This window comes from Mesoterricola sp. JemC181 (genome assembly GCF_055384585.1).
Genome location: NZ_AP045076.1, coordinates 5,025,906 through 5,046,459, shown reverse-complemented (window position 1 = coordinate 5,046,459; position 20,554 = coordinate 5,025,906). Strand labels below are relative to the sequence as shown.

At 69.6% G+C, this 20,554-nt stretch carries 14 protein-coding genes and 1 riboswitch; of the genes, 8 read left to right on the top strand and 6 right to left on the bottom strand.

Annotated features, from left to right (window positions below; genetic code table 11):
* Positions 1-118 precede the first annotated feature (118 nt).
* From metH to ACZ5MC_RS22035, 6 genes are read right to left on the bottom strand one after another with little or no spacing between them, the layout of a single operon-like run.
* Positions 119-3,550: a methionine synthase gene (gene metH / locus ACZ5MC_RS22060; protein ID WP_306598065.1), complete on the bottom strand. Its 3,432-nt coding sequence runs from the start codon at positions 3,548-3,550 to the stop codon at positions 119-121.
* The gene (locus tag ACZ5MC_RS22055; RefSeq protein ID WP_306598064.1) at positions 3,547-3,846 is read right to left on the bottom strand and encodes a 2Fe-2S iron-sulfur cluster-binding protein; all 300 of its coding nucleotides are present in this window, start codon (positions 3,844-3,846) and stop codon (positions 3,547-3,549) included. Before ACZ5MC_RS22055 ends, metH begins: the two co-directional genes overlap by 4 nt.
* Entirely contained in the window at positions 3,839-5,683 is a 1,845-nt protein-coding gene (locus ACZ5MC_RS22050; RefSeq protein WP_306598063.1) for a bifunctional homocysteine S-methyltransferase/methylenetetrahydrofolate reductase, read from the bottom strand. The genes ACZ5MC_RS22055 and ACZ5MC_RS22050 overlap by 8 nt, the downstream gene beginning before the upstream one ends.
* Positions 5,680-7,032 (bottom strand): aspartate kinase, encoded by a 1,353-nt coding sequence (locus ACZ5MC_RS22045; protein WP_306598062.1) that lies wholly within the window; start codon positions 7,030-7,032, stop codon positions 5,680-5,682. The genes ACZ5MC_RS22050 and ACZ5MC_RS22045 overlap by 4 nt, the downstream gene beginning before the upstream one ends.
* Complete coding sequence (locus ACZ5MC_RS22040) at positions 7,029-7,943, bottom strand: alpha/beta fold hydrolase (protein ID WP_306598061.1); 915 nt, start codon at positions 7,941-7,943, stop codon at positions 7,029-7,031. Before ACZ5MC_RS22040 ends, ACZ5MC_RS22045 begins: the two co-directional genes overlap by 4 nt.
* Entirely contained in the window at positions 7,940-9,232 is a 1,293-nt protein-coding gene (locus tag ACZ5MC_RS22035) for an O-acetylhomoserine aminocarboxypropyltransferase/cysteine synthase family protein (RefSeq protein WP_306598060.1), read from the bottom strand. Before ACZ5MC_RS22035 ends, ACZ5MC_RS22040 begins: the two co-directional genes overlap by 4 nt.
* Before the next feature lie 184 nt (positions 9,233-9,416).
* A riboswitch (SAM riboswitch) is annotated at positions 9,417-9,527 on the bottom strand.
* An 83-nt stretch (positions 9,528-9,610) separates the two neighbouring features.
* On the opposite strand from ACZ5MC_RS22035, the gene ACZ5MC_RS22030 reads away from it, so the two are divergent.
* From ACZ5MC_RS22030 to ACZ5MC_RS21995, 8 genes are all read left to right on the top strand, one after another.
* The gene (locus ACZ5MC_RS22030) at positions 9,611-11,362 is read left to right on the top strand and encodes a DNA repair protein RecN (protein WP_306598059.1); all 1,752 of its coding nucleotides are present in this window, start codon (positions 9,611-9,613) and stop codon (positions 11,360-11,362) included.
* A gap of 129 nt (positions 11,363-11,491) precedes the next feature.
* Positions 11,492-12,733: an ATP-binding protein gene (locus ACZ5MC_RS22025; RefSeq protein ID WP_306598058.1), complete on the top strand. Its 1,242-nt coding sequence runs from the start codon at positions 11,492-11,494 to the stop codon at positions 12,731-12,733.
* Between the two features lie 488 nt (positions 12,734-13,221).
* The gene (locus ACZ5MC_RS22020) at positions 13,222-14,337 is read left to right on the top strand and encodes an isocitrate/isopropylmalate dehydrogenase family protein (RefSeq protein WP_306598057.1); all 1,116 of its coding nucleotides are present in this window, start codon (positions 13,222-13,224) and stop codon (positions 14,335-14,337) included.
* Between the two features lie 2 nt (positions 14,338-14,339).
* Positions 14,340-15,227, top strand: a complete 888-nt coding sequence (locus ACZ5MC_RS22015) for a hydroxymethylglutaryl-CoA lyase (protein WP_306598056.1) — start codon at positions 14,340-14,342, stop codon at positions 15,225-15,227.
* 1 nt (position 15,228) lies between these two features.
* On the top strand, positions 15,229-16,431 hold the full coding sequence (locus ACZ5MC_RS22010; RefSeq protein ID WP_306598055.1) for a CaiB/BaiF CoA transferase family protein: 1,203 nt from the start codon (positions 15,229-15,231) through the stop codon (positions 16,429-16,431).
* A 21-nt stretch (positions 16,432-16,452) separates the two neighbouring features.
* Positions 16,453-17,739 (top strand): 3-isopropylmalate dehydratase large subunit, encoded by a 1,287-nt coding sequence (locus tag ACZ5MC_RS22005; protein WP_306598054.1) that lies wholly within the window; start codon positions 16,453-16,455, stop codon positions 17,737-17,739.
* A 10-nt stretch (positions 17,740-17,749) separates the two neighbouring features.
* Positions 17,750-18,244, top strand: coding sequence for a 3-isopropylmalate dehydratase small subunit (locus ACZ5MC_RS22000; RefSeq protein WP_306598053.1), 495 nt, complete (start codon positions 17,750-17,752; stop codon positions 18,242-18,244).
* Between the two features lie 140 nt (positions 18,245-18,384).
* Positions 18,385-20,484 carry a prolyl oligopeptidase family serine peptidase gene (locus ACZ5MC_RS21995; protein WP_306598052.1) on the top strand — a complete coding sequence of 700 codons (2,100 nt, stop codon included), beginning with the start codon at positions 18,385-18,387 and terminating at the stop codon, positions 20,482-20,484.
* Positions 20,485-20,554 lie beyond the last annotated feature (70 nt).

Sequence of the window (20,554 nt, the reverse complement as noted above, 5' to 3'; positions counted from 1 at the left end):
GGATCTGAAAATTTCCTGCCCGCCCCGCCTGAAGCGGAGCGACCTGGATGACCCTGCCCGTTTCCACGTGCGTCTCGTTGAATGGCTCATGCAGCAGAAGTGACGCGGTTCCGTTTTTTTACACGGAGAAGTACCGGGCCTGGGGGTGCCAGGCGATCAGGGCCGAGGTGGTGTACTCCGGGTCCATCTGGAACTGGTCCGTGATCGAGACGCCGATGCGGGAGCCGTCCAGGAGGTCCAGGAGGGTGGCGTTGCCCTCCAGGTCCGGGCATGCCGGGTAGCCGAAGGAGTAGCGGGAGCCCTGGTAGCCCTGGCTGAAGAGCTGGCGCAGCTGGGCCGCGTCCTTCCCGTGGATGCCCAGCTCCCGGCGGACGCGGGCGTGGAGGTGCTCGGCGAAGGCCTCGGTGAGCTCCGTGGCCAGGCCATGGAAGAGGAAGTAGTCGGCGTACTGGTCGGAACGGTAGAGCTCCGAGGCCAGCTCCGCGGCCCGGTTCCCCAGGGTGACCACCTGGAGCGCCAGCACGTCGAAGCGGCCCGAGGCCTCCGGCTCGAAGAAGTCGGCCACGCAGAGGCGCCGGCCCGCGTCCTGCCGGGGCAGGGCGAGGGTGGTCAGGAGGGTCTTCCGGTCCGGCGCGTAGACCCGCAGCGCGTCGCCCCGGGCCTGGACCGGCAGGTAGCCGTAGCGGGCCCTGGGCTCGAGCAGGCCCTCCTCGAGGATCCGGCTCTTCCAGGCCGCCAGGAGGGGCTCGGCCTTCTCCTTCAGCACGGCCTCGAAGGCCGCGTCGGTGAGCCTGCCCTGGGTGAAGGACCACCGGTTGCGGATCACCACGAACGTATCCAGGAAGGCGAAGAGGTCGTCCAGGCTGACCTCGGGCTGGCGCACGCCCCAGAAGGGGGGCTCGGGGACCGGGAGGTTCCGCTTCACCCAGGAGCTCTGGCCGGCGGGGGTGAGCTCCACCTGGGCCGCGCCCCGGTGGAGGACCGTGATGCCGGGCGTTCCCGGCGGGGCCGCCGCGGGCGGGGCCGTCCCGGCCCCGCTGGTGAGGCGGTCCATGTGGCGCAGCCCCTCGAAGGCGTCCTCGGCGTAGAGCACCTGGCCCCCGTAGACGCTCTGGCACTGCTCGGCCACGAAGTCCCGGGTGAGGGCGGCGCCCCCGAGGATCACCGGGATGTCCAGGCCCTTCCCGGCCATGAAGATCAGGTTCTCCCGCATGATCGTGGTGGACTTCACCAGCAGTCCCGAGAGGCCGATGGCGTCGGCGGGGTAGCCCTCCAGGGCGGCCAGGATCGCCTCCACGGGCTGCTTGATGCCCAGGTTGACCACCTCGTAGCCGTTGTTGGAGAGGATGATCTCCACCAGGTTCTTGCCGATGTCGTGCACGTCGCCTTTCACCGTGGCCAGGATGACCTTGCCCTTGGTGACCGAGGCCTCCTTGGGGATGTGGGGCTCGATGCGCTTGACGGCGGTCTTCATGGCCTCGGCGCTCTCCAGCACGAAGGGCAGCTGCATCTCGCCCGCCCCGAACCGCTCGCCCACGACCCGCATGGCGTCCAGGAGGATCCGGTTGATGATGTCCAGGGGGGGGATCGTCATCAGGGCCTCGTCCACGTCCTCGAGGATCAGGCGCTTCTCCCCGCCCAGGATGTCCCGCTTCAGCCGCTCCTCCACGGGCAGGTTCCGGTCCGAGGGGCCCGCGCCGGGGGCGGCCTTGCCGTCGCCGAACAGGGCCATGACGGTCTTCAGGGGATCGTAGCCCTCCCGCCGCCGGTCGAAGATCAGGTCCTCGGCCGCCGCGCGCTGCTCCGGGTCGATCTCGGCCACGGGGATGACCTTGGCCGAGTTGAAGATGGCCAGGTCCAGCCCGGCCTTCACGGCGTGGTAGAGCATGAGGGCGTTGACGACGTGGCGGACGCCGGGGGCCAGGCCGAAGCTGATGTTGCTGACCCCCAGCATCGTGAGCACCCCGTGGTGCCGGGCCTTGATGAGCCGGATGGCCTCCAGCGTCTCCAGGGCGGAGCGGCGGAATTCCTCGTCCCCGCTGCCCAGGGTGAAGGTCAGGGGATCGATGATCAGGTCGGAGGGGTTGAAGCCGTACTCGCCCACCGCCAGGTCGTAGAGCCGGGTGGCGATGGCGGCCTTGGCCTGGGCCGTCTTGGCCATGCCCTTCTCGTCGATGGTCAGGCCCACCACGGCGGCGCCGTAGGTGCGGCAGAGGTCCAGCACCTTCCGGGCCTTCTCCTCGCCGTCCTCGAAGTTGATGGAGTTGACCACGCACTTGCCGGGGGCGGTCTGGAGGGCCTTCTCGATGACCGGCACCTCCGTGGAGTCGATCATGAGGGGCAGGAGGACCTGGCCCACGGCCTTCTTCAGGAAGGCCTCCATGTCCGCGGACTCGTCCCGGCCCACATAGGCCACGCACACGTCCAGCATGTGGGAGCCCTCCCGCTGCTGGTCCCGTGCGATGTCCACGAGGCCGTCGACGTCCTCCTTTGCAAGCAGGTCACGGAACTTCTTGGATCCGTTGGCGTTGGTGCGCTCGCCCACGATCAGGGGGCGGGGCTCCTGGCGCAGGGGGACGCTCTGGTAGAGGCTCGAGACGGCGCGGTCCAGGACCGGCGTGCGGTGGGTGACGCCCGAGGTGCCCAGCTGGGCCCGGAGGGCGCGGATGTGGTCGGGGGTGGTGCCGCAGCAGCCGCCGACGATGTTCAGGTTGAACTCCTTGGCCAGATGGGCGACCTTCCCGGCGAAGGCCTCGGGCTCCAGGGGATACACCAGGGCCCCGTCCCGGTTCACCGGCAGGCCCGCGTTGGGCAGGCAGCTGATGCGGCAGGGGGACTGCTCCACCAGGGCCTGCAGGGGGGCGTGCATCTCGTCCGGGCCGGTGCCGCAGTTGAGGCCGATCACGTCCACGCCCAGCATCTCGATGCTGGTGATCACGGCCTGGATCTCGGTGCCCAGGAGCAGGGTGCCCGTGGTCTCCACCGTGGCCTGGACCCACAGGGGGCATTCCCGCCCCAGCCGGGCCATGGCGTCCTTGGCGGCGCGCACCGCCAGCTTGATCTGGCCCAGGTCCTGGCTGGTCTCGATGAGGATGCTGTCCACCCCGCCCAGGAGCAGGCCCCGCATCTGGGCCAGGTAGCTGGCGTACAGGGCCCCGTAGGTGATGTGGCCCAGGGTGATGAGCTTGGTGCCGGGGCCCACGGAGCCCACCACGTAGCGGCGCCGGTCGTAGGACCTGGCCACCTCCAGGGCGAGCCGCGCGGCGGCGATGTTGAGCTCCTCGGCCCGTTCGGGGATGCCGAATTCGGCGAGCACCACCTCGTTGGCGCCGAAGGTGTTGGTCTCCACCGCGTCGGCGCCGGCGTCCAGGTAGGCGGCGTGGATGTCCCGGATCCACTCCGGGCGCCTTTCGCACAGCAGCTCCATGCAGCCTTCGAGGGCCGGGCCGCCGAAGTCGTCCACCGTGGGCTTGCGCGCCATGATCTGGGTGCCCATGCCCCCGTCCAGCAGGAGGGTGCGTTCGAGGAGAAGCGAGGAAAGGGAAGTCACGCGTCCACCCCCAGGTATTCGATGACCACGTCTCCCGCCACGGAGAACTGGCAGGCCAGCCTCTGGCCGGCAGGGGCCTCCATGCTCCGCAGGAAGTCCCGCTCCTCGGGACCCATGGCCGAGCAGTGCTCGAGCCCGGCCAGGATCCGCACCCGGCAGGTGCCGCAGGACCCGCTCCGGCAGCCGAAGGTGATGTCGGCCCCCGCGGCGTCGGCGATGGCCTGCAGGGCCGTGCCCGCCGGCGCCTCCACCAGCAGGTCCTCGGGAAGGAAGCGCACCCGCGCCAGCTCACTCATGGTCCACTCCCGCTTCCAGCAAGGTCTCCAGCAGCTCGACCTGCCCCAGGGGGGCCGAGAGCTGCAGGCCGCGCACCACGGGGCGCACCTTGGCGATGATCTCCCGGGCGATGTCCAGGCCCTCCTTGAGCTGGTCCTCGGCGGACTGCCACCGGGCCATGCGCTTGAGGAGGATGTCCGGCAGGGTCACGCCGGGCACCTCGTTGGCCATGAACTCGGCGTTGCGCAGGCTCTTCAGGGGCCAGATGCCCGCGATGACCGGGATGCCGAGGGGCTCGGCGAACTCCAGGAAGCGGAACAGCGCGTCGGCGTCGAAGACCGGCTGGGTGATGGCCCATTCGGCGCCCGCGTCCACCTTGTACCGGAACCGGGACTGCTCCCTGTCCACGTCCACGGCCACGGGGTTGGCCCCCACGCCGATGCTGAACCGCGTGGGCACGCCGATGTTGCTGCCGCCCAGGTCCAGGCCCGAATTCAGGCAGCGCAGGATGTTCACCAGGCCGATGGCGTCCACGTCGAAGACCGCCGTGGCGTTGGGGTAGGGCCCGAGCTTCGGGGGATCGCCCGTGATGGCCAGCACGTTCTGGACGCCCAGCCCCGCGGCGCCCAGGAGGTCGCTCTGGATGCCCAGGAGGTTCCGGTCCCGGCAGGCGAAGTGCATGAGGGCCTCCATGCCCACCCGCTGCTGGATGATCACGGCGGTGGCCAGGGCCGACATGCGGGCCATGGCCCGGGGGCCGTCCGGGACGTTGATGGCGTCCACGCCCCGGTCCCGGCAGAAGGCGGCCTTCTCCACCAGCTTGTCGGCGCTGATGCCCTTGGGGGGGACCAGCTCGACGGTCACCACGAATTCGCCGTCGGCGATCTTCCGGCTGAACGCGCTGCGCTCGGCCTGGGGCACCGGGTAGTGGGTGGCCTCGGTGGGGGGGCGCTCGGTGGCGCCCTCCACGAAGGCCTTCTCCTGGCGCAGGGCGCCCCGCATGGAGCGGGTGTGCCCGGGCGTCGTGCCCGCGCAGCCGCCCACGGCCCGGACCCCCAGCTGGAAGGCCTGGCGCGCGAACTCGCCCAGGTACTCGGGGCTGGCCATGTACAGGAGGCGCCCGTCGACCATGCGGGGAAGGCCGGCGCTGGGCTGGAGGATGAGGGGACAGTCCGTCACGGCCCGGAACCGCTTGAGCAGGTCCAGGAGGGGGGCCGGGCCGCTGCCGCCGTTGACGCCCACGAGGTCGGCGCCCCACTCGGCCAGCTTGGCGATGTACCACTCCGGCTCCGTGCCGTAGAGGGTCTGGCCCTCGTCGTTGGGGGTCATCTGGGCCACCACGGGCAGGGAGCAGATCTCCTTGATGGCCAGGATGGCCTGGTGGATCTCGTTGAGATCCGCGAAGCTCTCCAGAACGAAGAGGTCCACGCCGCCCTCGATGAGGGCCCGGGCCTGTTCCGCGAAGAAGCCCCTCGCCTCCTCGAAGGAGGTTGGGCCCCAGGGCTCGATGCGCACCCCCAGGGGGCCGATGCACCCGGCCACCCAGCCGGGATCCTCGTCGCCCAGGGCCGCGCGCGCCAGGAGGGCCCCCTTGAGGTTGATGTCCCGCAGGTTTTCGGCGAGGCCGTAGCCCTGCAGCTTCAGGCGGTTGGCCGCCCAGGTGTTGGTGGTGACCACCTGGGCCCCCGCGGCGCGGAACTCCTGGTGGATCGCCCCCACCAGCTCCGGGGAGGCCAGGTTGGCCTCGTCGAAGGACCGGTTGATGTAGACGCCGCGCTCGTAGAGCACGGTGGGCGTGGAACCGTCGAAGAGGAAGCATTGCCCGGAATTCAGGGCTTCGGTGAAGGTCTGGGTCATCCGCCGCTCCTGGGTGCAGACTCTATGCAATGCGCATGCAGCCTGGGAATCAACAGGGAAAGCCGGTGGTCCGGCACCAGGAAGGCCAGGGAGACCCCGGTGTCCCCGGCCAGGATGGCCGCCACCGGTTCATCCACCAGGGGCCCCAGGAGGCTGAGGGCGCGCCCCGGCGCCTCCCGCAGGCCCTCGCCCACCAGCGCCACCGCCGCCCAGCCCCGCTGGACGGAGAGGCCGGAGGCCGCCAGGTCCCGGAGGACGGCTTCGGAATCGGCCGTCTCCCCCTTGGCGACCAGGAGGCCCCCGTCGGGGGTGGCCAGCAGTCCGTAGAGGGAGGCCCCGGCCTCCAGCAGCCGGGTGGAGGCCTGGAAGAGCAGCTCGGAGTCCTGGGCGGGGGGGACCCGCAGGCAGGAGACCCCCTCCTTGTACGCCACCGAGGTGATCTCCCCGGGTCGGCGCGCCGGGGCCTCGGAGCGGATCTCGGTGCGGCTGCCCGTGGGGCGGTGCGTGTTGGCCACCACCAGGCCGAAGCCCGCGCGGCTCACCGGCGCCAGGGCGTCGGCATGGAGCACCTTGGCCCCGAAGGCCGACAGGGCCGCGGCCTCCCGGAGGCTCATGACCGGGATGGGCCGGGCCTCGGGCACCAGGCTGGGGTCGGCGCTGAGCACGCCGTCCACGTCCGTCCAGATCTGCACCTCGGAAGCGCCCAGGGCCTCGCCCAGCAGGGTGGCGCTGGTGTCGGAGCCGCCCCGGCCCAGGGTCGTGGTGGACCCGTCCGGGGCCGTGCCCAGGAAGCCCTGGGTGACCCACAGGGCGCCCTTGGCCAGGCCCTCCCGCCAGGGCCCGGCGGCCTCCCGGATGCGCTCGAGGTCGGGCCGGGCCCTGCCGTGGCGGGCGTCGGTGCGAAGCGCCTCCCGCACGTCCCGGAACGTGGCCGGCAGGCCCCGGCGCCCCAGCAGGGTCTCCAGGAGCCGCGCCGACAGGGTCTCGCCCAGGGCGAGGGCGGCGTCGCGGGAACGGGGGGAGGCCTCCCACAGGAGGCCCATGCCCTGCAGCAGGCCCGCCAGGGACTGGAACAGGGGCTCCCAGTGGGGGCGGACCGCCTCGTCCACGCCCAGCGCCCGGGCCGTGGCCCAGTGCCGGGCCTCCAGGGCGATGCGGGCCGCGCCCGCGGCCTCCAGGTCCCCCTTGGCCGAGGCGTTGATGGCCTTCAGGATCAGGTCCGTGGTGCCCGACAGGGCCGAGACCACCACGAGGCCCCCCTGGGGGAGCTCCTGGCCGATGATCGTCGCCGCCAGTTCCAGGGCCTCCCGGGTTCCGACGCTGGTTCCTCCGAACTTGAGAACTTTCAAGGCAGTACCTCCTTCAGCCAGGCTTTCACCTGGTCCCACTCGATGAGGAAGGCATCGTGCCCGTGGGGGCTCCGCACCCAGCGGGCCTCCCCCAGGCGCTCCGCCTTCCGGGCGGCTTCGATGAGTTCAATCAGGCAGGCCTGGGAGAAGAGCATGTCCCCCTCCAGGCCCAGGACGTGGAGCGTGGCGCCCATGCGCGCCAGGACCTCGGGCAGGCTGCCCCGGCCCCGGGTGAGGTCGTGGTTGTCCATGGCGTCCAGGAGGGCCACGTAGGCCGCCCGGGTGAACCGCGCCGCCAGGGCCCTGCCATGGAAAGCCAGCCATTCCTGCAGCTCGCTTGGAGCGGTGAAGCGCCCAGCCAGACCCGCGGGGCTCCGGAAGGTGAGCATGGCGACGCGCCGCGCCAGGGCGATGGCCTCGTCGTCGCCCAGGGAGGGGCTGGCCAGGATCGCGCGCTGGGCCTCGTTGGAGCCCCAGAGCCACGCGTCGGAGCGGCCCCCGCAGCCGATGACGCCCACGGCCTTGAAGCGCCCGGGCTCCAGGACGGCCAGCTCCAGCGCCACCATGCCCCCCAGGGATCCCCCCAGGAGGGCGTCGAAGGACAGGTCCCCGGCGCGGATCCACTGGGCCAGCACCTCGGCCTGGTACCGGGTGGACCAGCCGCCCCGGGGTTCCGGCCCTTCGGCGCCGTAGCAGCTCCCGGCGAGGTTGGGCGTCCACACGGTGGCCTCGGATGCCGCCAGGGGCGCGCCCGGCTCGAACATGGGCCCCCACCAGCCCTTCACCCCCGGCGCGTCGGCGGCGTCGGGGCCCCCGGTGAGCGCGTGGAGGAGCAGGACCCTGGCCGGCCCGTGCCCGGTGACGCGGAAGGCGGTGCGCACGCCCTCCGGGGAGAGGAAGGCCTGGGTCAAGCGTCCCCCCCGCACAGGGCCTGGTTCAGGTCCGCCTTCAGGTCGTCGATGTTCTCGAGGCCGATGGAGAGCCGGATGAGGTCGTCCGTGACGCCGTTGGTGGCGCGGTCCTCGGCGCTGAGCTGCTGGTGGGTCGTGGTGGCCGGGTGGATGATGAGGCTCTTGGCGTCGCCCACGTTGGCCAGGCGGGAGAAGAGCTCCACCGCGTTGATGACCTTGGCCCCGGCGGCCAGCCCCCCCTTCACGCCGAACGTGAGGATGCCGCCGAAGCCCGCGCCCTCCCGGAAGTAGCGCCGGGCCAGGGCGTGGCTCGGATGGCCGGGGAGGCCCGGGTAGTTGACCCAGGCCACCTGGGGGTGGGCCTCCAGCCACTGGGCGATGGCCAGGGCGTTGCTGCCGTGGCGGTCCATGCGGATGGGGAGGGTCTCGATGCCCTGGAGCAGAAGGAAGGCGTTGAAGGGCGACAGCGCGGGGCCGAAGTCCCGAAGGCCCTCCAGGCGGGCCTTGGCCGCGAAGGCCGCCGGACCCGCAACCTGGGTGAGGACGGCCCCGTGGTAGGAGGGGTTGGGCTGGGTGAACTCCGGGAACCTGCCGTTGGCCCAGTCGAAGTTGCCCCCGTCGACCAGCACGCCGCCGAGGCTCGTGCCGTGGCCCCCGAGGTACTTCGTCGCGCTGTGCACCACCAGGTTCGCGCCATGCTTCAGGGGCTGGCAGATCCAGGGGGAGGCCAGGGTGTTGTCCACGATGAGGGGCACCCCCGCCTCCTGGGCCACCGCCGCCAGGGCGTCGAAGTGGGGCACGTCCAGCTTGGGGTTGCCCAGCGCCTCCAGGTAGATGGCCTTGGTCTCCGGGCGCAGGGCCTTGCGGAAGGCGTCAGGGTCGGTACTGTCCACGAAGGTGACCGTGATGCCCAGGCGCTTGAAGCTCTGGCTGAAGAGGGTGTGGGTGCCCCCGTAGAGGTTGGTGCCGGCGATGAGGTGGTCCCCGGCCTGGGCCAGGGTCACCACCGCGAGGGTGATGGCGGCCTGGCCGGAGGCCGTGGCCACCGCCGCCACGCCGCCCTCCAGCTGGGCCACGCGCTTTTCCAGCACGTCCACCGTGGGGTTCCCGATGCGGGTGTAGATGTTGCCCGGCTCCTCCAGGCTGAACAGGCGCGCCCCGTGCTCCGTGGAGTCGAAGACGTAGCTGGTGGTCTGGTAGATGGGCACCGCGCGGCTGCGGGTGTCCCGGTCCGGGCTGTGCCCCCCGTGGAGGGCGATGGTCTCGAAGTGGGGCTGGTTCTGGCTCACGTTCGGCTCCAGGTGGATCTTCCCCCGCCCGCCGCGGGGGGGGAATGCTTGGGTCCTTGTCTCCCCGCTAGGGGCCTCCGGACAGGTCGAGGGAGCCTTCGGTTCCTCGCGAGCTTCACATGGACGGAGAGGGGCCCGAATAATTCGGGCCCCTCTCCGTCTGTGTCTTGGCAGTCACATCAGTTCGGTATCTATCCGGCTCGACGCATGCGTCCACCGGCAGGAATTGGCACCTTGCTCATCGCAGGTTGCCAAGGTTTCACAGGGCCCGTCCCTCCACCTTTCGTGATAGCTCACTATGGAACTGACAAAGAACTCAGAACCATCATGATGCGTGTTCGCTGCCCAGGAGTCAAGGCCTCAGGGTAGGCTGAAGCCATGCTCTCTTCGCTCCGCATCCAGAACCTGGCCCTGGTGGAAGACCTCGCCCTGGACTTCCAGGCCGGCTTCACCGTCCTCACCGGCGAGACCGGGGCCGGCAAGTCCCTCCTGGTGGACGCCCTCTCCCTGCTGGTGGGGGCCCGGGGCGACGGCGACATGGTGCGCCAGGGCACGGCCCGGGCCGTGGCCGAGACCGTGGTGGACGGCGCCTTCGAGGCCTGGCGGGCCTTCCTCGCCGACCGGGGCCTCCCCGAGGAGCAGCCCGTGGTGCTGCGCCGGGAGGTGGCCGCCAACGGCCGCAGCCGCGCCTGGATCAACGGCGGCGCCTGCAGCCTGACCGACCTGCGCGAGGCCGGGCGCATCTGGATGCGCCTCACCAGCCAGCACGACCACCAGTCCCTCCTGGCCGAGGAACGCCACCTGGGCCTCCTGGACGAGGTGCTGGGCATCAGCGCCGACCTGGCCGCCCAGGCGGGCGACGTGCGGGACGCCCAGGCCCGCCTGGCGGCCCGGAAGAAGAGCGAAAGCCAGCGCGCCGAGCGCCTGGAGTGGCTGGCCGAGCAGATCGCCGACCTGGAGAAACTGGCCCCCCGGGCCGGGGAGTGGGTGCAGCTGCGCAGCGAGCGCGAACCCCTGCGCCACGCCGTCCACCTGGAGTCCGCCTTCCGCGAGGGCGCCGAGGCCCTGCGCGACGCCCTGCGCCTGGTGGAGGACGCCCACCGCGCCCAGGCCCGCGCCGCCTCGATCCTGCCCGCCGCCCAGGTGGAAGTGGACCGCACCCGCTCGGCCCTGCTGGAGCTGGAGGACCTCCAGGCCCTGGCCCAGGACCAGGCCATCCGCTGGTCCCGGGAGGGCGTGGACCGCATCGAGGCCCTGGAGACCCGCCTAGCCCAGTTCGAGAAGCTGGCCCGGCGCCACCGCTGCGAGCCCGAGGAGCTCGCGGGCCGCCTGGAGGCGCTCCGCCGCGAGCAGGACGAACTGAACAACCACAGCTCCAGCCTGAGGGAACTCGAAGGCGGCCTGGCGAAGGCCTGCGAGGCCTACCGCGCCGCCGCCGAGGTCCTCCACGCCCACAGGGCCGGCCTCGTCCAGCCCCTGGAAAAGGACGTGCACCAGCGCCTGGGCCGCCTGGGGATGAACGGCTGCCGAATCCAGCTGCGCCTGGCCGTCGCCGAGGAACCCTCGAGCCCGGTCCTCCTGGCGGGCCTGCCCGTGAGGGTCTCCCCCCAGGGCTTCTCCACCGTGGCCATCTGGATCGAGCCCAACGTGGGCGAGGGCTTCCGCCCCCTGGCCAAGATCGCCTCGGGCGGCGAGCTGAGCCGCCTCATGCTGGCCATGCAGGGCGCCGGCATGGCGCTCGGCGCCGGCAGCCGGGACCCCCTGGTCCTGGTGCTGGACGAGGTGGACGCCGGCATCGGCGGCGAGACCGCCATCGCCGTGGGCGCCGCCGTGCGCGAGCTGGGCCGGAGCCACCAGGTGCTGGCCGTGACCCACCTGGCCCAGGTGGCCGCCCGCGCCGAGCACCACGGCCAGCTGCGCAAGGAAGTGAACGAGGGCCGCACCCGCAGCGGCCTCACCTGGCTCGCGGGCGACGCCCGGGTGCGGGAACTGGCCCGGCTCCTGTCCGGCCACCCCGACCGCCCCGAGGCCGTGGCCCACGCACGGATCCTGCTGGAGGGGGCCGTGGCCACCCCGCTGCTGGAGGTGGACGGCGCGGCCCCGGTGGAGGGGAAGCGGAAGCGGCGGTGAAAGGCTGCCGGCGCCTGGCGTTGTTTACCAAGAACAGGAATGGCGATACTTGAGTTCAATTTACGGGAAAATAATAAATTCATCCGTTTAACAGATTGAAATTATGCCACCAGATGGCATATTTTTATCATGTTCGATCGCACCCTTTCCCCACGCGTGGCCGAAGCGCTGCTCGACACCCCCGTGGTCCTCCTTTTGGGGGCCCGGCAGGTGGGGAAGAGCACCCTGGCCAAGGCCCTCCTGGCCCACCAGGCCCAAGGCCGCTACCTGACCCTGGACGACCCGGCCGTACGCCGGGCCGCAGAAGTGGATCCGGTCGGCTTTGTCGCCCAGCAACGGGGCCTGACGGTACTGGACGAAATCCAGCTTGCCCCCCAGCTCTTCCGGACCATCAAGGCCGAGGTGGATGCAGAACGCAAACCGGGCCGCTTCCTGCTCACCGGCTCTGCGAACGTCCTCGTCCTCCCCCAGGTTTCCGAATCCCTGGCGGGGCGAATGGAAGTGATTACGCTGGATGGGCTTTCCCAATACGAGGTGGCGGGTTCCGGCGGCAATCTGGTGGACCGCCTCTTCTCGGACAGGCCCCTGGAACCGCAGAATCTGGACCTGGACCGGGAAGCCCTCATCGGCGCGATTCTCGCCGGGGGGTTTCCGGAAGCCCGCGAACGGGAGCCCGGGCGTAGGCGCAGCCAATGGTTCGAAAGCTATGTCCAGACTCTGCTGCAGAGGGATATCCGGGACCTGTCACGGATCGAGGGACTGACCCAGCTGCCCCGGATCCTGGAACTCCTTTCCGTGCGTTCGGCCAGCCTCCTCAACATGGCCGAGCTTTCGAGGTCCCTGGGCATCCCCCTCAACACCCTGAAGCGCTACCTGGCCCTCCTGGAGGCGGTCTTCCTGCTCGCCACGGTTCCGGCCTGGAGCAGCAACCTGGGCAAGCGGCTGGTGAAGGCGCCGAAGCTCATGCTTCGCGACACCGGCCTTCTCGCCCACATGATGGGGGCCGATGCCGGGCGGCTGGCCCGCGATCCGGACCTCCTGGGGGGCCCCCTGGAGACCTTCGTGGCGGGTGAACTGCGCAAGCTGCTGGGATGGGCTGAGTGCAGGGCAAGGCTGTTCCACTACCGGACCCTGCCGGGCGCGGAGGTGGACCTGCTCCTGGAGCACGCCGACGGCCGGGTCCTGGGTGTCGAGGTGAAGGCCAGCGGGGCCCTTCAGGCCAAGGACTTCAGGGGGCTGAAAGGCCTGGCCGGCTCGCTGGGCGAGGCCTTCCACGGAGGGATCGTCCTGTACACCGGCCGGGAAGTCCTTCCTTTCGGTCCGAAGCTCCATGCGGTGCCGGTTTCGGCCCTGTGGCAAGGACTGGCTTGAAGCCTTCAGAAATCTCCGCGGTCCCCCACCTGCGGGGCCAGCGGAAGATCGTGGTGGGCCAGGACCCCGCGGGCCTGCCCAGGCGAATCCCCGTCACGGCCGCGGGACTGCGGATCCGGGCCGAGGCACGGCAAGGGCCCGCCATTTGCCTGCGAGCGCTCACGGCGGGTCGAAGCCCGGAATCTCGGCATCAGCGACTTGAGGCAAGCTGCTTTACATAAAGCGTGTAGGTCACACAAAGGCTTGTCACTTTGTAAAGAAAACTCCCCGGGCTGGGCAGATTTCGCGTCCCCGGCTCCGGATCCTCCGGGCCACGTCTAATAATTAAATTAATTTGGCTTAAAGCCATTCGATCCAGCACCCGGACCCTCGTGGACCCAGCATTTCCCTTGATTTGGGACCCCCGTCACAGCATCCGCCGCCAATAGGCGGATGCTGGTTTGGTAGCATTTTTGTTCACGACGGAAATCCTGACTCGGAGGTATCAAATGACCTACAAGATCGCGTGGCTCCCCGGTGACGGCGTGGGCGTCGAAGTCATGGAAGCGACCCGCATCTGCCTGGACGCCCTCAAGTTCGACGCGACCTACACCCACGGCGACATCGGCTGGGAATTCTGGTGCAAGGAGGGCGAGTCCTTCCCCCAGCGCACCATCGACCTGCTGGGCAGCTCGGACGCCGCCATGTTCGGCGCCATCACGTCCAAGCCCGCCAAGGACGCCGAGCGGGAGCTGATCCCCGAGCTCCAGGGCAAGGGCCTGGTGTACCGCAGCCCCATCGTGCGCATGCGCCAGATGTTCGACCTCTACACCTGCCTGCGCCCCTGCAAGGCCTACCCCGGCAACCCCCTGAACTTCAAGGAGGGCATCGACCTGGTGGTGTTCCGCGAGAACACCGAGGGCCTCTACTCCGGCGTGGAGTTCAGCCCCGTTCCCGCCGAGATCTCCAACGCCCTCAAGCACAACTCCAAGCCCTTCGGCCATTTCGCGGAGCTGGCCCCCGAGGACTACGCCATCACCTGCAAGATCAACACGCGCAAGGGCTGTGAACGCATCATCCGCGCGGCCTTCGAGTATGCCAAGAAGTTCGGCTACCCCAAGGTCACGGCCATCCACAAGGCCAACGTCGTGCGCGCCACCGAGGGCATGTTCCTGGAGATCGCCAAGCAGGTGGCCAAGGACTACCCCGGCATCCAGATGGACGACGCCAACGTCGACGCCATCTGCATGTGGCTCCTGAAGAACCCCAAGAGCTACGGCGTCATGGTGGCCACCAACCTCTTCGGCGACATCATCAGCGACCTCAGCGCCCAGCTGGTGGGCGGCCTGGGCTTCGGCTGCTCGGGGAACATGGGCCAGAAGCTGGCCGTCTTCGAGCCCAGCCACGGCTCCGCGCCCAAGTACGCGGGCCAGTACAAGGTCAACCCCATCGCCACCATCCTGGCCGCCAAGATGATGCTGGACTGGCTGGGCGAGACCGCCATGGGCTCCCGCCTGGAGGCCGCCACCGCCGCCGTCATCGCCGAGGGCAAGGTCCGCACCTACGACATGGGCGGCACCTCCACCACGCTGGAGATGGGCGAAGCCATCGCCCGGAAGCTGTAGCCATGGCCATCGTCATCCACGAGGTCGGCCCGCGCGACGGGCTCCAGGTCGAGCGCCAGGTGGTGCCCACCGAGGTCAAGGAGGGCTGGATCCGCGCCCTCATGGGCTCGGGCGTGGACATCGTCCAGGTGGGCTCGTTCGTGCACCCCGAGAAGGTCCCCCAGATGGCCGACACGGACGAGCTGTTCCGGCGCCTCTCCGGCGCCAAGGGCGCCCTGCTCTCCGGCCTCGTGCTCAACGAGAAGGGCCTGGAGCGCGGCGACGCCTGCGGCGTGGGGATGTTCTGCATGGGGGTCTCGGCCTCCGAGACCCACTCCCGCAAGAACACCGGAATGGGCAGCCTGGAGGCCCAGGCGCGCATCATCGCCATGGGGCGCGCCGCCCTGGCCGCCGGCAAGAAGGTGCAGGTGAGCGTCCAGAGCGCTTTCGGGTGCGGCTTCGAAGGGAAGATCCCCGACGAGCGCGTTCTGGAGATCGTCCGCGCCTACGTGGATGCCGGGCTCGTGAACATCAGCCTGGCCGACACGGCGGGCCACGCCCACCCGGAGCAGGTCAAGCGCCTGTTCGGCCAGATCCTCGCCCTGGGGCCCATCCAGGCCACGGGGCACTTCCACGACACCTACGGCCTGGGCATGGCCAACGTCTACGCCGCCATGGAGGCCGGGGTGCAGGTCTTCGAGACCAGCTTCGCGGGCCTCGGGGGCTGCCCCTTCACGAAGGTGGCCGCCGGCAACGTGGCCACCGAGGACCTGGTGCACGGCCTGAACCGCGTGGGCCAGCGCCGGGACATCGACGTGCCCCGGCTCGTGGAGATCGCCAAGGACGTCGCGGCCTTCTTCGGCCGCGAAATGACCGGCCGCGTGCACCGCACCGGCCCGCTGGGATACTGACATGACCAAGCAACGCATGCTCGAAGGCGTCAAGGTACTCGACCTCACCAACGTCCTCTCCGGACCCTTCGCCACCCTTCATCTCGCCCTCCTGGGCGCGGACGTCATCAAGGTGGAGAACCCCAAGGACGGCGACCTGGCCCGCAAGCTGGGCATCGTCCCGGCCTTCAACAAGGCCCTGATGGGCACCAGCTTCCTCGCCCAGAACGCCAACAAGAAGTCCATCACCCTCAATACCAAGAGCCCCGAGGGCAAGGAGATCTTCCGCAGGCTGGTCAAGGACGCCGACGTCCTGGTGGAGAACTTCCGCCCCGGCGTCATGGACCGCCTGGGCCTGGGGTACGCGTCCCTGAAGGCCATCAACCCCAAGCTCATCTACTGCGCCATCTCCGGCTTCGGCCAGACCGGCCCCGACGCCCTCAAGCCCGCGTACGACCAGATCATCCAGGGCCTGTCGGGCGAGATGGCCGTGAACGGCGACGAGCGCCTGAACCCCCTGCGCACGGGCTTTCCCGTGTGCGACACCGTGGGCGGCCTCAACGCCGCCTTCGCCCTCATGGCCGCGCTCTACCACCGGGAGCGCACCGGGGAAGGCCAGTTCATCGACATCTCCCTCCTGGATTCCATCATGCCCCTCATGGGCTGGGTGGCGGCCAACCTCCTCATCGCCGGCCAGGAGCCCGTCCTCATGGGCAACGACAACTTCACCGCGGCGCCCAGCGGAACCTTCCGTACGAAGGACGGCTTCATCAACATCGCCGCCAACAAGCAGGAGCAGTGGGAAGCCGTGTGCGACGTGCTGGGCGTGGCCGAACTCAAGGCCGACCCCCGCTTCCAGGAGCGCGACACCCGCAAGAAGAACCGCAAGGACCTGACGCCCCTCCTGGAAGCCAGGCTCCTGGAGAAGGAGACGGACGTCTGGGTGGAGGCGCTCAACGCCAACGACGTCCCCAGCGGCGCCATCCTCAGCCTCAAGGAGGCCCTGCGCCAGCCCCAGGTCCAGCACCGGGGCGTGCTCCAGAAGACCGAGGTGCCCGGCGTGGGCGAGATCGAGGTGTTCGGCCTCACCGCCCTGTTCGACACCTGCTCCGGGGACGTGGCGGCCCCGCCGCCCACCCTGGGCCAGCACAACGCCGAGATCTACGAACGCGCCGGCCTGGACGAGGCCGCCCGCGCTGAGCTCAAGTCCAAGGGCGTCATCTAGAACCGAAACGGAGGAACCCCCATGGGTATGACAGTTGTTGAGAAGATCCTCGCCCGCGCCGCCGGGCGCGAGGCGGTCAAGGCCGGTGACGTGCTGGAGCCCCGGGTGGACCTGGCCATGTCCCACGAGAACGCCGCCCTGGTGATCAACCAGTTCGAGGCCATCCACGAGGGCACCGGCATCGAGGCGAAGCCCTGGGATCCCAGCCGCATCGCCATCATCTTCGACCACCGCATCCCCGCGGAGAGCCCGAAGACCGCCACCAACCACAAGAAGATCCGCGGCTTCGTGGGCAAGCACGGCATCGCCAAGTTCCATGACGTGCGCGGCGACGTGGGCGGCATCTGCCACCAGATCCTGCCGGAGTACGGCTACGTGCGCCCCGGCTTCGTGGTGGTGGGCACCGACAGCCACACCACCAGCCACGGCGCCCTGGGAGCCTTCTCCTTCGGCGTGGGCGCAACCGAGATGGCCTCCGCCTGGACCCTGGGCTACGCCGTCAACATCGAAGTGCCCGCCACCATCAAGGTCGTGGTCAAGGGCGAGTTCGCCCCCATGGTGAGCCCCAAGGACCTGATCCTCCACCTCATCGGCGTGCTCACCGCCCAGGGCGCCAACTTCCGCGTGCTGGAATTCCACGGGGAGACCATCCGGAAGATGAGCACCTCCGGGCGCCTCGCCATCTGCAACATGAGCGTGGAAGCCGGCGCCACCAGCGGCATCGTCCCCGCCGACGCCGAGACCATGCGCTACCTGCGCGAGGAGGCCGGCGTCACAGACGCCATCACCCCCGTCGCCCCCGACGCCGACGCGGTCTACGAGCGCGTGGTGGAGATCGACGTGAGCGCCCTGGCGCCCCAGATCGCCTGCCCCCACACCGTGGACAACGTCAAGGACATCGGCCTCGTGGCCGGCAAGCCCGTGCAGCAGATCGTCATCGGCTCCTGCACCAACGGCCGCCTCGACGACCTGGCCATCGCCGCCGGCATCCTGCGCGGCAAGAAGGTGGCCGCGGGCACCCGCATGCTGGTGTTCCCGGCATCCGGCAAGATCTTCGGGCAGGCCATGGACAAGGGCTACATCCAGGACTTCATGAAGGCCGGCGCCGTGGTCATGAACTCGGGCTGCGGCCCCTGCCTGGGCGTGCACGAAGGCGCCCTGGGCGACGACGAGACCGCGCTCTCCACCACCAACCGGAACTTCAAGGGCCGCATGGGCAACCCCAAGTCGGAGGTCTACCTCTGCAGCCCCGCCGTGGCCGCGGCCTCGGCCATCACCGGCGTCATCACCGATCCCCGCGAAGCCTGAGGAGAAGCCCATGAGCAAAGTCATCATCAAGCTGGAAGCCGACATCTCCACCGACGACATCTACCCCGGCCGCTACATGGCCACGGTCCTGCCCACCGAGACCCCCCAGTTCTGCTTCGCCAACCGCATCGAACTGAACGAGAAGCTGAGGGGCGGCCAGTTCCCCAAGGGCTCGGCCATCGTCGCCGACCACAACTTCGGCTGCGGCTCCTCCCGCGAGCAGGCCGCCTCCGCCCTCAAGGGCTTCGAGCTCAACATCGTCGCCAAGAGCATGAGCCGGATCTTCCTGCAGAACTCCATCAACCTGGGCCTGAACGTCGTGCTCTGCCCCGGCATCGAGGCCGAAGAGGGCCACGACCTGGACATCCAGGTGGACAAGGTCACCAACCTCACCACCGGGAAGACCTTCGAGACGGTCAGGCTCCCTGAGGCCCGGCAGGCCATCATCGACGCGGGCGGGCTGGTGCCCTACACCCGCAAGCGGCTGATGGAGTCGGTCCGCTAGACAAGTGCTGAAAACAGTATAGAAGAGGACCAGCCGCAGGGGTGCTCCCGCGGCTGGTCCTTTTCCTTCGGCCCGGCGCATCTGACGGGTACCCAAACATGCCTCGTAATGATAGGCTAAAGCCGATTCCCGGAGGCCCGATGCGAACGCTCCTTTCCTGTCTCGTCGCGACGACCCTGGTCGCAGCCGCGCCGGCGCCCGCCACGCGCAAGGTCGACCAGGTCGACGACTACTTCGGCACGAAGATCGCCGACCCCTACCGGTGGCTGGAGGACGACAACGCCCCCGAGACCAAGGCCTGGGTCGCGGCCCAGAACCAGGCCACCTCCGCCCACCTGGCGGCCATCCCCCAGCGGCAGGCCATCCTGGAGCGGCTGCGGGCCCTGCAGGACTACGAGAAGTTCACGGCGCCCCGGAAGGAGGGCCGGAACTACTTCTATTCCCACAACACGGGCCTCCAGAACCAGGCCGTGGTATTCGTGACCGCCGACCCCGCCAAGGAAGGCCGGGTCCTCCTGGACCCCAACGGCCTCAGCAAGGAGGGCACCATGGCCCTCTCGGGCATGAGCCCCAGCCCCGACGGCCGGCTCGTGGCCTACGCCGTGGCCGCCGCGGGCAGCGACTGGAAGACCTGGAAGGTGCGGGACGTCGCCACGGGCCGGGACCTGCCCGACGAGCTCCAGTGGACCAAGTTCGCCAACGTGGCCTGGAACCGCAAAGGCACCGGGTTCTTCTATGTGGCCTACGCCGCCCCCGGGCAGGGCGAGGCGCTCAAGGGCGTGACGAAGAGCCCCAAGGTGCGCTTCCACGCCATGGGCACCCCCCAGGCCGACGACGCCTTGGTGTACGAGCGGCCCGACCAGCCCGAGTGGTACCTGGCGCCGGACGTCACCGACGACGGACGCTGGCTGACCATCCACGTCTCCAAGGGCGACGCCCCCGAGCATTCGGTCCTCCTCAAGGACCTGCGCAAACCCGGCGCCCCGGTGGTGCCCTTCCTGGACCGGTTCGACGCCCGCTATGCCCCGGTGGGTTCCAAGGGCGACACCTTCTTCTTCAAGACCGACAAGGGCGCCCCCCGCGGACGCCTGGTGGCCATCCGCGTCAACCACGCGGATCCCAAGGACTGGACCGAGCTCATCCCCCAGGCTGCCGGAACGGACGTCCTGCAGGGCGTGTCCCTGGTGGGCGGCCGCTTCGTGGCCAACTGGATGCGGGATGCCCACACGGCCGTCACCTTCCACAGCCTCAAGGGCGCCCTCCTGTCCGAGCTGGCGCTCCCCGGCGTCGGTTCGGTAGGCGGCTTCCACGGCAGGATCGGGGACCGGGAGGCCTTCTATACCTACACCTCCTTCAACACCCCCCCGGCCATCTACCGCTACGACTTCGCCACCGGGACCTCCAAGGTCCTCCATGCCCCCAAGGTGGCCTTCGACCCGGCCGCCTACGTGGTGACCCAGGTCTTCTATCCCAGCAAGGACGGCACGAAGGTGCCCATGTTCCTGGTGCACAAGAAGGGCCTGGCCCTGGACGGGAACAACCCGACGCTCCTGTACGGCTACGGCGGCTTCGACGTCTCCCTCACGCCCTCCTTCTCAGCCGTCAGGGTGGCCTGGCTGGAAAGGGGAGGTGTCTACGCCCAGCCAAGCCTGCGGGGCGGCGGAGAGTACGGCAAGCCCTGGCACGACGCGGGCCGGCTGGCGAACAAGCAGAACGTCTTCGATGACTTCATCGCAGCCGGCGAGTGGCTTATCAAAAACAAGTACACCTCCACCCCCCGCCTCGCCATCAACGGCGGCAGCAACGGCGGCCTCCTGGTGGGGGCCTGCCTGAACCAGCGCCCGGACCTGTGGGGCGCCGCGGTGCCCGAGGTGGGCGTGATGGACATGCTCCGCTTCCACAAGTTCACCGTGGGCTGGGGCTGGAAGGGGGACTACGGTTCCAGCGAGACCCCGGAAGGCTTCCGCACCCTCCTCGCCTATTCCCCTCTCCACAACATCAAGCCCGGCACCGCCTACCCGCCGACCCTGGTCCTGACCAGCGACCATGACGACCGGGTGGTGCCCGCCCACAGCCACAAGTTCACGGCCACCCTGCAGGCGGCCCAGGCGGGTCCGGCCCCCATCCTCACCCGCATCGCCACCAACGCGGGCCACGGCGCGGGGAAACCAACCGCCAAGATCCTGGAAGAGAAGGCGGATGTTTATGCTTTTCTCCTCGAGGCGCTGAAAATCAAGTAAGACCTGCGTAAAATTCCGTCAAATGAGTCAGGCCGCCGAAAGGTTCCCCGGCGGTCTGATTTTTTTGTGG

Coding starts and splice junctions, on each gene's coding strand:
- ACZ5MC_RS22005 (WP_306598054.1), top strand. CDS start 16,453: ATGGGTATGACAGTTGTTGAGAAGATCCTCGCCCGCGCCGCCGGGCGC.
- ACZ5MC_RS22055 (WP_306598064.1), bottom strand. CDS start 3,846: ATGAGTGAGCTGGCGCGGGTGCGCTTCCTTCCCGAGGACCTGCTGGTG.
- ACZ5MC_RS22030 (WP_306598059.1), top strand. CDS start 9,611: ATGCTCTCTTCGCTCCGCATCCAGAACCTGGCCCTGGTGGAAGACCTC.
- ACZ5MC_RS22015 (WP_306598056.1), top strand. CDS start 14,340: ATGGCCATCGTCATCCACGAGGTCGGCCCGCGCGACGGGCTCCAGGTC.
- ACZ5MC_RS22025 (WP_306598058.1), top strand. CDS start 11,492: ATGTTCGATCGCACCCTTTCCCCACGCGTGGCCGAAGCGCTGCTCGAC.
- ACZ5MC_RS21995 (WP_306598052.1), top strand. CDS start 18,385: ATGCGAACGCTCCTTTCCTGTCTCGTCGCGACGACCCTGGTCGCAGCC.
- ACZ5MC_RS22050 (WP_306598063.1), bottom strand. CDS start 5,683: ATGACCCAGACCTTCACCGAAGCCCTGAATTCCGGGCAATGCTTCCTC.
- ACZ5MC_RS22010 (WP_306598055.1), top strand. CDS start 15,229: ATGACCAAGCAACGCATGCTCGAAGGCGTCAAGGTACTCGACCTCACC.
- ACZ5MC_RS22020 (WP_306598057.1), top strand. CDS start 13,222: ATGACCTACAAGATCGCGTGGCTCCCCGGTGACGGCGTGGGCGTCGAA.
- ACZ5MC_RS22000 (WP_306598053.1), top strand. CDS start 17,750: ATGAGCAAAGTCATCATCAAGCTGGAAGCCGACATCTCCACCGACGAC.